Origin of the sequence: Candidatus Nitrosoglobus terrae (assembly GCF_002356115.1) — a bacterium.
GTDB classification, from domain to species: Bacteria; Pseudomonadota; Gammaproteobacteria; order Nitrosococcales; family Nitrosococcaceae; genus Nitrosoglobus; species Nitrosoglobus terrae.
This window is the reverse complement of record NZ_AP014836.1, coordinates 1,714,618-1,726,637: the sequence shown is the minus strand read 5'-3', so window position 1 is coordinate 1,726,637 and position 12,020 is coordinate 1,714,618. Positions and strand designations below refer to the sequence as shown.

Here is a 12,020-nt window from a genome sequence, read left to right as displayed (position 1 = left end):
CTAGAATTTAATAATTAAATCTGCAGCGATAATGACCTGATTACTTTTGGTATTATCATTAAAAGCCCTAAAGCCCGTGCTGGAGCTCATCCAGTCATAGCGTACTTCTGGGCGAAAGGTAACCCATTTTAAGATGTCCCACCTTAATCCGACCGTGGCCTCAAAGTAATCTGCTGGCCCAGACAGGCCATTGGCCATTACCCGAACGCCCTGCGCATCCCGAAACCATTCAAAACGCAGGCCGGCCCCTAGGGTTTTTTTAACTTGATAGAATAGGTATTGATTAATGCCGTACCAGCGTGCTGTCTTAGTGAAATTTTCAACGGCATGGGGTTCAATCCCAAAGTCATGCTGGAAGACATACTTTAGTCGTTCAGTGACCTGATGCTGAAGTACTAGGCTATATACAGTGCGGTTGCGATCAGGGTTTACTGGAGTGACAACTTTGGTCACATCCCCCGTAATCAGGGCAGCATCAAGAGAGGTTCGCTGATCATCGCTAGCCCAGCTTATTCTTCCTATAAAGTTCTGATTCGAAGGATTACCGGAGAAATCATTCCAGCCCATAACGCTGCCTGCGCTGAGCCTAATGTTATCGTTAACCGGATAGTGAGCAATGATTCCAGTATGGGTAAAGGGCTCACCATATTGCATGGTGTAAGCATGAGAGTAGAAAAAATTCTCAGGCGCGGTGACGGTTTCATAACCGATTAACGTATAAAAATGCCCAAGATCAACCGTGATGCCGTTGCCTACAGGGATAAAAGTTTTTACGTAGAGCTGAGGAATAGCGGTCCTATAAAAGCGGGCGGTGTCATTATTCAGAATGTTTTTGTCTAGCCCGAAGGCTTGAGTAAAAATGGAATCAGTGCCGTAGAGAAAATCAGCCCGCCAGCCAATATCCCAGTGTTTTCCTTTAGCATCAACTTGCCGTTCAAAAAATAGATAAAAGGCATCTAGTACGGGATCATCAGCCCTATTATTAAAGGTGGTGGGTCCGTTAATCCCGCTCTGTGGCCCGTCGGGATTAATGGTGTAGCCCCCTTCCAGCCAACCCCCAATAGTGGTGCGGATAGACTGCATAAACTTGGTTTCATTCACATTTTTTCCAGGCGCGAGATCGAAAAGCCCCTCGCTCTTAGCAAAGCCCCCTCTTCCTTCTAGATCTTGCGATATGTTTTCTGCTTGTATATCACTTATAATAAGTATGAGCGCTAATAGTAATTTTTTTAACCATGGATGAGGTTCATTTTTTCTGTTCACGCTAGAGCTTATTCTGCTTTCTTTATTTTTATAACCGCTACTAAGTATAGCTGTATGAGCTTAACTTAAACTGAATAAGTAGATGTTCTTTGCTCTTTAAGCTAAGTATAGTCTATAGCTGGAGTTAGTATCAGATTTATCAGTGCTATTTTTCCACTATAAAATCAGCATAATAAGATATACTGGAGTGTAATTTAGATATGGTATTGATTTTGGAGAGTAGTATTCGTGATAGAACCCAAGATTTTAGATGATTTAGCCCGTAAGTTGGCAGATTCTGTTCCCAGAGGGTTACAGGATTTTCAAAGAGATGTAGAGAAGAATTTTCGTGCGACTTTAAACAGCGCCTTTGCTAGGCTTGATTTGGTTACACGAGAGGAGTTTGATGTTCAACAAGCGGTATTAGCCCGTACGCGGATGAAGCTAGAGGCACTTGAGACTCAGGTTGTTGAGCTTGAAGTGCAAGCAGGTTTGAGAAAAGAATCCCAAAAGCCATTAGAGGAACAAACGTAATTCGAAGTTAACTACTTACGTGTTGCAATTATCGGCTTATGTGCATTCTTCGACTTGGTTTTTGCCAAGTTGCTTACTACGTTTTTCTTGCTTCATCTATGGTTGCTTGGACTCAAGCTATCATTAAGTGGCTGTATGCCTCTACAGGCTTTACTTCCCGCATGCCTTCTTGCAGTAGTAACCAAAATGGAGGTACTGGTCAGGTTTTACCTCATCTTGCGTCGTCGTTGCAGGGCGTTGTGAGTCTTTGTAGCACTTCTTTGAAGTTGAAACATCAACAATAGCTTATGTCGTTGGCGATTGCCTATAGTCGGGCTCAAACAGGTATTGATGCCCCTCTGGTGACTGTGGAGGTGCATCTTTCAAATGGATTACCTGCTTTTTCTATCGTTGGTTTACCAGAGACTGCGGTTAAAGAGAGTCGAGAACGTGTTCGAGGCGCATTACTTAATTGTCATTTTGAATTTCCTACTCGCCGCATTACTGTAAATTTAGCACCAGCCGATCTTCCTAAGGAGGGAGGGCGTTTTGATTTAGCCATTGCTTTGGGCATTTTGGCCGCATCAGATCAGATCTTGCCCGCTGTTTTAGCTACTTATGAGTTTGTAAGTGAGCTTGCTTTAAGCGGAGAGGTGAGAGGTGTTCGTGCAGTGCTACCCACGGCGTTGCAGACGGTAAAAACAGGGCGCACGCTAGTGGTTGCCAAAGAAAACGCATCAGAGGCGGCTTTAGTCTCTAAAATTAAGGTACTTGCTATCTCCCATCTGTTAGAGATTTGCCAGCACCTTCGAGGTGAATTACCGCTTTCCCCCTTTACCGTTTCTGCTTTTGAAACAATACAGGGAGAAAGCGCTGATATTGCCGATGTTCGGGGTCAATATCAAGGGAAGCGAGCCTTAGAGGTGGCTGCCGCTGGCAGTCATAACCTACTGATGATTGGGCCGCCCGGATCAGGTAAAACGATGTTGGCCAGCCGGCTACCTAAGCTTTTGCCTAAAATGACCGAAGTTGAAGCGTTGGAAAGTGCGGCAGTGCAATCAGTGGGCAGCCAAGGGTTTGATTCTAGTCATTGGGGTCAACGCCCTTTTCGGGCACCTCATCACACTGCTTCTGCGGTAGCGTTAGTAGGCGGTGGCGGACAACCACGGCCAGGGGAAATTTCTTTAGCCCATCATGGAGTGTTATTTCTAGATGAGCTACCAGAGTTTGAGCGTCGCGTGCTGGAGGTTTTAAGGGAACCTTTGGAATCAGGCTGTATTGTGATTTCCCGAGCTGCCCAACAGACAGAATTCCCGGCGCGGTTCCAGTTAATAGCAGCTATGAATCCATGCCCTTGTGGTTATCTGGGGGATAATAAGGGTCGTTGCCGATGTACTTTGGAGCAGGTACAGCGCTATCGCGCCCGAATCTCCGGACCCCTATTGGATCGTATTGATATACACATTGAGATACCGCCAGTACCCCTCAATCTGTTGCGAGCTCATTGTGAAGAAGTCGTTGAAACCAGCTATCAAATTCAAGCGCGGGTGGAAGCCGCACGAGCGCGCCAGTTATCCCGATCAGGTCAGCCTAATAATGGATTAAATACTCAAGAAGTAGAACGGGTTTGTCGATTGAGTGATAAGGATCATCATCTGCTTGATCAAGCCCTAGCGCAACTGGGGCTTTCGGCTCGTGCTTATCATCGAATTCTAAAAGTGGCACGGACAGTTGCCGATCTAGAAGCGAGTGAGACTATTCGTACTCCGCATCTTTCTGAAGCAATTAGCTATCGACGGCTGGATCGATTGTATGGCCACCCTTAATTCTCAACAGCGTTTAGCGGTACGTCATATTGAGAGCCCGGTGTTGGTGCTAGCAGGGGCTGGTAGTGGCAAAACTCGAGTCATTACCCATAAAATTGCCTATCTTATTGATCAATGCCATTTATTAGCAGGCGCTATTGCTGCAGTGACATTTACCAATAAAGCAGCGCGGGAGATGAAGAGTCGGATTGGACAGCTCCTGCCTAAGGAAAAGACACGAGGTCTAACTGTCTCTACTTTCCATACTTTAGGGCTGAATATTTTGCGCCGTGAGCAGAATTTTATGGGTCTGAGGGCGGGTTTCTCTTTATTAGATGCTCAAGATAGCCTAGCGATTATAGGCGACCTCTGCCAACATGAGTCGAGTGGCAGTGAGGAGAAGGCCAGCCTGCAGTGGCGGATTTCTACTTGGAAGAGCGCTTTAGTCGCCCCTGAAAGGGTGCTACAGATTGCTGGTAATAACCAGGAAAAAAATGCAGCCCAGATTTACACGGCCTATGAGCGCCGTTTACGGGCTTACAATGCGGTTGATTTTGACGATCTTATCGCTTTGCCAGTACATTTATTTATCACTTACCCAGAAGTTCTCAGTCGCTGGCAAAGCCGTATACGTTACTTGCTTGTGGATGAATATCAGGATACCAATGAGGCTCAGTACCAGCTGATTAGGCATTTGGCAGGAATACGAGGTGCTTTCACGGTAGTGGGAGATGATGATCAGTCAGTTTATGCTTGGCGAGGCGCGCAGCCAGAAAACTTGCAGGAGCTTAAAAGGGATTTTCCTCAGCTGACTGTTATTAAATTAGAGCAAAACTATCGCTCGACTACGCGAATTTTACGGGTAGCTAACCAGCTTATTAGCCATAACCCCCACGTATTTGAAAAACGTCTCTGGAGCGCTTTAGGCGAAGGGGATCCTATTCGAGTACTGGTTTGCCGAGATGAACGTCATGAAGCAGATAGGGTTATCGCTGAGTTAATGTATCATCAATTTAAACATCGTACTGCTTATCGAGATTACGCCATTCTTTATCGAGGTAACCATCAGTCTCGTCTCTTTGAAGAGGGGTTACGCTCCCATGGAATTCCCTATATTTTAAGTGGGGGGACTTCATTTTTCGAGCGGGCTGAAGTGAAAGATATCATGGCTTATTTACGCTTACTTGCGAATGAAGAGGATGATAATGCCTTTCTACGGATAGCCAATACGCCCCGTAGAGGTATTGGAGCAACAACGCTAGAAAAGCTCGCAGGATACGCTGCACTACGAGGGCAAAGTTTCTTAGCTTCTGGTTTTGAACTAGGTCTAGGGGAATACCTTTCAGGTGAGAATTTAGTTCGGCTGCGTCGATTTTGTCACTGGATTGTAGATTTAGCTGATCGCAGTCGTCGCAGTGACCCTATAATGGTAATTAGAGATCTCATCAAAGAGATTAATTATGAGGCTTGGCTAGATGAGATAGGTAATGATCGTCGTGGGGTTGAACGGAAAATGGCCCATATAGAGGCACTGATCAGCTGGCTGGAGCGATTATATCAACGAGAAGAGGGACAGAGCCTTGGCGACCTAGTAGCAAAAATTAATCTACAAGATATCTTAGAGCGCACTCAGGAAAAAAAAGATCAAGATGCGGTAAATTTATTAACTCTCCACGCAGCAAAAGGGTTAGAGTTTCCCTATGTGTTTATGGTGGGGATGGAGGAAGAGCTACTACCTCACCGCACTAGTATAGAGGAAGGCGCTTTAGAGGAAGAGCGGCGTTTAATGTATGTAGGCATTACCCGGGCTCAGCGAAATTTATACTTGACTCTAGCTGAGAAACGCCAACAGTATGGAGAAACCCTAGCACGGGAGTCTAGTCGGTTTTTATTGGAGCTACCTGCTTCTGATCTTCAGTGGGAGCAAGAAGGCGTATTCAGGGATCCGGCTGAGCGTATGGAAAGAGGTCAAGCTCATTTAGCTCACTTGCGGGCATTGCTACGTTAATGGTTATTTTTGATAAATTTATTCTCTGCTATTAATTTAAATCTGATTTTTGGAGATATTTATGCCGGCTTATCGATCTCGAACCACTACCCATGGCCGAAATATGGCCGGTGCCCGTGCTTTATGGCGAGCCACAGGAATGAAGGAGGATGATTTTGGTAAGCCGATTATTGCTATCGCTAACTCTTTTACGCAGTTTGTACCCGGCCATGTACATCTTAAGGATCTAGGTCAACTTGTAGCGCGGGAAATTGAGAAGACGGGAGGAGTCGCCAAAGAATTTAATACGATTGCTATAGACGATGGGATTGCCATGGGTCATAGCGGAATGCTTTACTCTCTACCCTCCCGGGAAATTATTGCCGATTCGGTAGAATATATGGTCAATGCCCACTGTGCGGATGCTATAGTTTGTATTTCTAACTGTGACAAAATTACCCCCGGTATGTTAATGGCTGCGTTGCGCTTGAATATTCCGGCTGTATTTGTTTCCGGCGGTCCCATGGAAGCCGGTAAGGTAAAAATTCATGGTAAATATTTAAATCTAGATCTGATAGATGCTATGGTTGCCGCTGCCGATCCTAACGAAAGCGATGCGGATGTAATGGCTTATGAGCGCTCAGCCTGTCCTACTTGCGGCTCTTGTTCCGGAATGTTTACCGCTAATTCTATGAATTGTCTGACTGAGGCGCTAGGGTTATCTTTACCCGGCAATGGTTCTTTACTAGCGACCCACGCCGATCGGAAAGCGTTATTTTTGGAAGCGGGTCGCTTAATTGTGGCTTTATCAAAGCGTTACTATGAGCAAGAAGATGAAACAGTGTTACCTCGCGCTATTGCCACGTTTAAAGCCTTTGAAAATGCGATGAGCTTGGATATTGCCATGGGAGGATCTACCAATACGGTACTGCATCTACTGGCTGCTGCTCAGGAGGGGGAGGTCAATTTCACTATGGCGGATATTGATCGCCTATCCCGAAAGATACCAAATTTGTGCAAAGTAGCGCCATCAACACCAGAGTACCATATGGAAGATGTGCATCGTGCGGGAGGAGTCATGGGTATTCTTGGAGAATTGGATCAGGTGGGCCTGATCCATCGAGAGGTGGCAACTGTTCATAGCCAAAGCTTAGGAGCAGCTCTTGATCAATGGGATGTAGTGCGCTCTGGTTATGAGGTTGCGCAAAATCGTTACCTTGCTGCCCCAGGCGGTATTCCAACACAGGTTGCTTTTAGCCAGGGAAATCGTTGGGAAATGCTTGATTTGGATCGATCTCATGGGTGTATCCGTGATGTTGCTCATGCGTATAGTAAAGACGGAGGGTTAGCTGTTCTTTATGGCAATCTTGCTGAGGAGGGCTGCATTGTGAAGACGGCTGGGGTTGACCTCTCTATCCTTGTTTTTTCTGGCGCTGCTCGGGTATTTGAAAGTCAGGAAGAGGCGGTGGAGGCGATTTTAGGGGATAAGATTCATCCGGGTGAGATTATCCTGATTCGCTATGAAGGCCCTAAAGGAGGCCCAGGTATGCAAGAGATGCTTTATCCTACTAGTTACTTGAAATCTAAGGGTTTAGGAAAAGTCTGCGCTTTGATCACAGATGGTCGATTTTCTGGAGGTACTTCAGGGCTTTCTATTGGCCATGTCTCTCCTGAGGCAGCTGAAGGGGGGGCTATTGGCTTAGTGGAAGAGGGCGATCGGATTGAGATTGATATTCCCCATCGGCGAATCCATTTATCAGTGAGTGAAGATGTACTGATGAAGCGCCGAATGATTATGCAGGCAAAGGGGCAGCAGGCTTGGCAGCCAAGTGCTCGGATCCGCCCTGTTTCCCAAGCACTTCAAGCGTATGCAGCCCTTACAACCTCAGCAGCAAGAGGTGCAGTACGGGATATAGCTCAGCTTGAAAAGTTAAAAGCCTAACTAAAAGATTCCCAAATAAGAGAAAATATCAAACGCTCTCTTTTGGAGGAGCTAGGGTTAATAAAGCCTCTACGAACTCTTCGGCATCAAATGGACGTAGGTCATCAACCCCCTCTCCTACACCGATGAATCGGATAGGAAGCGCCATCTTTCTGGCAATTGCAAAGATAATTCCTCCCTTAGCAGTGCCGTCTAATTTAGTCAAAGCGATACCCGTAAGACCTATAGCTTGGTGGAATTGCTGTGTTTGAGCCAGAGCATTTTGCCCAATTCCAGCATCAACAGTTAATAATATTTCATGAGGCGCTGTGGGATCGGCTTTGGTCATAACGCGTTTAATTTTTTTAAGCTCCTCCATTAAATTGGCTTGCGTATGAAGGCGACCCGCTGTATCTGCAATCAATACATCAATGCCCCGAGCTTGAGCAGATTGCATCGCATCAAAAATAACGGAAGCCGAATCAGCCCCTTTATGTTGAGCAATGACGGGAATCTGATTGCGTTCACCCCAGACTTGGAGCTGCTCTACAGCCGCCGCCCTAAAGGTGTCTCCTGCGGCTAGCATCACTGAGCGATTTTGGGCTTGAAATCTTTTTGCGAGTTTACCAATAGTAGTGGTTTTGCCCGCACCGTTAATACCCACCATTAAAATAGTAAAAGGTTTAAGGTTTTCTGGGAGCACTAAGGGTTGGTGGCATGGTTTTAGTAGTGCTTGCATGTTTTCCTGCAGCGCCCCCATTAAGCGTTCGGGGTCTTTAAGCTCTTTACGTGAGACTCTGGCGGTAAGATCCTGAATAATAGACTGAGCGGTTTCTACTCCCACATCAGCAATAAGCAGCTGTGTTTCGATTTCTTCCAACAACTGATCGTCAATGGTCTTTTTACCCAGTATGAGGCTATAGATACCGCTTGATAAATGATTACGAGTGCGACTAAGGCGATCGTATAGCCTGCTAAAGAACTGTTTCTGAGGCGTTGTTATTTCTTCTTTAGAATTTTCTGGTACGACTTTTGTGTCTATTGGGGTAGGGCTTGTTATATCTGGGCTTTGTGTTGGGTTTTTTTGCCAGCGTTTAAAGAAATTTACCATAGTTTTCGTAATTTTTTAGGATTTCAATTCCGTGATATGGATAACATTTACTGCAATATAAAAGCAGATTTTGCCAGAGAATTATTATATGGTTATGTTCCCACGCCGAAGTAGTTTATTATCACTAACCTGTACTAAGAGTAAAGAAAAATGAAGTTGTCGATACGCTTGCTAACATTTTTTGCAGTTTTAACGTTACCCCTGATAACTTTAGCTAAAGTGCATGAATTTACCTTAGCTAATGGCTTGAAATTACTGGTTAAGGAGGATCATCGGGCTCCCGTGATGGTTTCCCAAATATGGTATAAAGTAGGCTCTAGCTATGAGCACGATGGGATTACCGGTATTTCCCACATGTTGGAACATATGATGTTTCAAGGTACTAAAAACTTGAAACCTAATGAGTTTTCGCAAATTATTTCTGCCCATGGCGGTGAGGAGAATGCCTTTACTGGCCGGGATTATACAGCTTATTTTGAACAAATGACTAATGATCAGCTTAAGGTAAGCTTTCAGCTTGAGGCGGATCGGATGCGTAATTTAGTACTTAAAACTAAAGAGCTTGATAAGGAAAGGCAGGTCGTTATGGAAGAGCGGCGGATGCGTACTGAGGATAATCCTAACGCTTTAGCCTATGAGCACTTTAACGCAGTTGCATTTCTTAGCAGCCCGTATCATCATCCTACGATTGGCTGGATGAGCGATATTAAAGCCTATGATGTTACTGATCTAGAGGCTTGGTATCAAAAATGGTATGCGCCCAACAATGCTACCGTAGTCGTTGTAGGAGATGTTAACCCGGAAGAGGTTTATACTCTTGCTAAAGAGTATTTTGGCTCTCTAAAACCAGAAACCATTAAATCGCTCAAACCTCAAGAAGAGATTCTACAAACAGGTCGCCGAGAAATTACTGTCCAAGCGCCTGCTAAATTGCCTTATTTATTGTTAGGCTGGAAAGTACCTGTAGTAAAAACGGCTACAACGGATTGGAAGGTCTACGCTTTAGAAGTGTTAGCGGGGATTTTGGATGGCGGTTCAAGCGCTCGTTTTTCCAAGGAACTGATCCGAGGCAATCAAGTAGCTGCTCATGTGGATGTGAATTACGATCTTTATGCGCGTATTAAAGATCAATTCATAATTGCAGGAACTCCGATGCAAGGTCATACCATAGCTGACTTGGAGCAGGCTATCTGGGGGCAAATTAAACGCTTACAACAGGAGCCGGTGAGTCAAGAAGAGCTGGAACGAATCAAAAATCAGGTAGTAGCCAGTAAAATTTTTGAGCAAGATTCCATGTTTTTTCAAGCAATGCAGCTAGGTTTATTAACAACGGTAGGACTGGATTGGCAATTGGCAGATTCTTATGTAGATCGGGTGCAAGCTGTGACTCCAGAACAAATTCAAGCAGTAGCTAAAGAGTTCTTATTAGAGAGCCAGTTAACAAGAGGAGAGCTAGTGCCTTTGCCGATAAAGCCAGGGGAAGAACTCCATCAAACGCCGTTAAGGAATAAAGGAGGCCGCCATGTCTCCTAAAATATTAGTTATCCTTCTATGGGTTGTTACTACCCCGATTTGGGCGGCTCCTCATATTGAGCATTGGCTCACAGCTAATGGCGCTCGAGTTTATTTTATTCCTGCTGAAGAGCTTCCTATGGTGGATGTACGGGTAGTCTTTGATGCAGGGGCCGCCCGAGACGAAAATAAACTTGGCCTAGCTCAGCTTAGTAGCGCATTACTGCCTGAGGGTGCTGGCAATTTAAGCGCTGATGCTATTGCGGATCGCTTTGATAGTCTAGGGGCTCAATTTGGTACTGATTCTGCGCGGGATATGGCCGTGGTGAGCCTGCGCAGCCTTACAAAGCCAGAGGTTTTGCTGCCTGCTTTGGAAACTACAGCCTTGATTTTAGCTAAACCCACTATGCCAGAAGAAGCTTTTGAGCGCGTACGCAAACAAATGGAGAGCGCTTTACAGCAGCAGCAGCAATCACCTAGTAGTCTTGCCAGCCGCGCTTTTTATCATCTCCTTTATGGGGATTATCCCTATGCCCATTTGCCCTTGGGAACCTTAGAAGGGTTGGCTCGCCTTACGCGTGATGATGCGCTTGCCTTTCACCAACGTTACTATGTGGCTAGCAATGCGGTGGTAGCTATTGTAGGTGCTTTGGATAGAGGACAAGCGGAGGAATTGGCTGAAAAAGTGATAGGAGGCTTACCTGCGGGAGAATCGGCCTCTGCTTTGTCTCCTGTACCGGAAATTAAAAATTCGGAGAAACAAGCCATTACCTATCCTTCTACCCAGACTACGATTATTCTTGGAACTCTAGGTATAAGGCGGGCTGATCCTGATTACTTCCCTTTATATGTGGGTAATCATATCTTGGGGGGTAACGGTCTGGTATCGCGGATTAGTGTTGAGCTACGGGAAAAGCGCGGGCTTACCTATAGTGCTTATAGCTATTTTGTTCCTATGCGCCATTATGGACCTTATGTTCTAGCGTTACAGACTCGTAATGAACAAGCCGAGGAGGCGCTGAAAGTATTACGTGAGACCTTAAAGGATTTTATTGCCACTGGGCCGAGTGAAAAGGAGCTTCAATTGGCCAAGGAGAGTATTATCGGTGGCTTTCCTTTGCAAATTGACAGTAATAGCAAGAAGGTTCAGCACCTTGCGATGATAGGTTTTTATAATTTGCCTTTGGATTATCTGGAAAAATTCTCATCTCAGGTAAAGGCAGTAACAACCGCTCAGATTCGAGCAGCATTTCGGAGAAGAGTTCATTTGGATAAGATGATTACTGTTATGGTGGGGGGCACTGTCAAAGGATAAGTTTAGTTTCCCCCAAGGTCAGATTCGGATTATAGGGGGGGTATGGCGGGGGCGAAAACTGCGATTCTCAGCACATGCTGGATTGCGACCTACGCCAGATAGGATTCGAGAAACGCTATTTAATTGGCTTCAACCCGTTATTATGGGTGCTCGCTGCTTGGATTTATTTGCTGGCAGCGGTGCCTTGGGGTTAGAAGCTAGTTCGCGAGGCGCAGCTCGGGTGGTGATGGTGGAGAAGAATTTACAGGCATGCCGAGAAATTCGTAGCCATGTGGAAGTTTTCGCGGCCAAGCAGGTAGAGGTAGAAGTCGTTACTGCAGATAGCTTAGCTTATTTACAGAGTTGTTCTTCCCAGAGATTTGATATTGTTTTTTTAGATCCTCCGTTTGAATCAAATTTACTAGGATTATCCTGCGCGAGTTTGGAGCGTAACGATTGTTTAGCTATTGGTAGCTATATTTACTTGGAATCACGAGGGTGTAGTGGCTTACCTGCTTTACCCTGTACTTGGAATTTATTGCATAGTAAGCAAGCAGGAGAGGTAGGGTACTATTTGGCACGAAAAGAATTCAGCCTGTTAGAAGCTAAGAGTACGGTAAATTAAATAGCATTTC

At 45.4% G+C, this 12,020-nt stretch carries 10 protein-coding genes; 8 read left to right on the top strand and 2 right to left on the bottom strand.

The genetic code is table 11. The annotated features are described in order from the left end of the window. A complete protein-coding gene (locus TAO_RS08150) occupies positions 1–1,263 on the bottom strand; it encodes a porin (protein ID WP_231910633.1) in 1,263 nt (420 codons plus the stop codon). 228 nt (positions 1,264–1,491) lie between these two features. On the opposite strand from TAO_RS08150, the gene ubiK reads away from it, so the two are divergent. The 5 genes from ubiK (at position 1,492) to ilvD (ending at position 7,489) form a co-directional block, all read left to right on the top strand. Then, the gene (gene ubiK / locus TAO_RS08145; protein ID WP_096527437.1) at positions 1,492–1,776 is read left to right on the top strand and encodes a ubiquinone biosynthesis accessory factor UbiK; all 285 of its coding nucleotides are present in this window, start codon (positions 1,492–1,494) and stop codon (positions 1,774–1,776) included. 38 nt (positions 1,777–1,814) lie between these two features. Then, positions 1,815–2,060 carry a hypothetical protein gene (locus tag TAO_RS09575; protein WP_145955156.1) on the top strand — a complete coding sequence of 82 codons (246 nt, stop codon included), beginning with the start codon at positions 1,815–1,817 and terminating at the stop codon, positions 2,058–2,060. Positions 2,061–2,063: 3 nt separating this feature from the next. Next, entirely contained in the window at positions 2,064–3,581 is a 1,518-nt protein-coding gene (locus tag TAO_RS08140; RefSeq protein WP_096527436.1) for a YifB family Mg chelatase-like AAA ATPase, read from the top strand. Then, the gene (gene rep / locus TAO_RS08135) at positions 3,568–5,568 is read left to right on the top strand and encodes a DNA helicase Rep (protein ID WP_096527435.1); all 2,001 of its coding nucleotides are present in this window, start codon (positions 3,568–3,570) and stop codon (positions 5,566–5,568) included. Before TAO_RS08140 ends, rep begins: the two co-directional genes overlap by 14 nt. 61 nt (positions 5,569–5,629) lie before the next feature. Beyond that, positions 5,630–7,489: a dihydroxy-acid dehydratase gene (gene ilvD / locus TAO_RS08130; RefSeq protein WP_096527434.1), complete on the top strand. Its 1,860-nt coding sequence runs from the start codon at positions 5,630–5,632 to the stop codon at positions 7,487–7,489. A 28-nt stretch (positions 7,490–7,517) separates the two neighbouring features. Here the strand turns inward: ilvD and ftsY are convergent, their stop codons facing one another. Then, positions 7,518–8,579: a signal recognition particle-docking protein FtsY gene (ftsY, locus tag TAO_RS08125; protein ID WP_096527433.1), complete on the bottom strand. Its 1,062-nt coding sequence runs from the start codon at positions 8,577–8,579 to the stop codon at positions 7,518–7,520. A gap of 150 nt (positions 8,580–8,729) precedes the next feature. Here ftsY and TAO_RS08120 point away from each other — a divergent pair, with 150 nt between their 5' ends. The 3 genes from TAO_RS08120 to rsmD are packed head-to-tail and all read left to right on the top strand — an operon-like array spanning position 8,730 to position 12,010. Continuing rightward, a complete protein-coding gene (locus tag TAO_RS08120; RefSeq protein ID WP_096527432.1) occupies positions 8,730–10,112 on the top strand; it encodes a M16 family metallopeptidase in 1,383 nt (460 codons plus the stop codon). Next, the gene (locus TAO_RS08115; RefSeq protein WP_096527431.1) at positions 10,102–11,406 is read left to right on the top strand and encodes a M16 family metallopeptidase; all 1,305 of its coding nucleotides are present in this window, start codon (positions 10,102–10,104) and stop codon (positions 11,404–11,406) included. The genes TAO_RS08120 and TAO_RS08115 overlap by 11 nt, the downstream gene beginning before the upstream one ends. Before the next feature lie 22 nt (positions 11,407–11,428). After that, a complete protein-coding gene (gene rsmD, locus TAO_RS08110; RefSeq protein WP_096527430.1) occupies positions 11,429–12,010 on the top strand; it encodes a 16S rRNA (guanine(966)-N(2))-methyltransferase RsmD in 582 nt (193 codons plus the stop codon). The last annotated feature ends 10 nt before the right edge of the window (positions 12,011–12,020 follow it).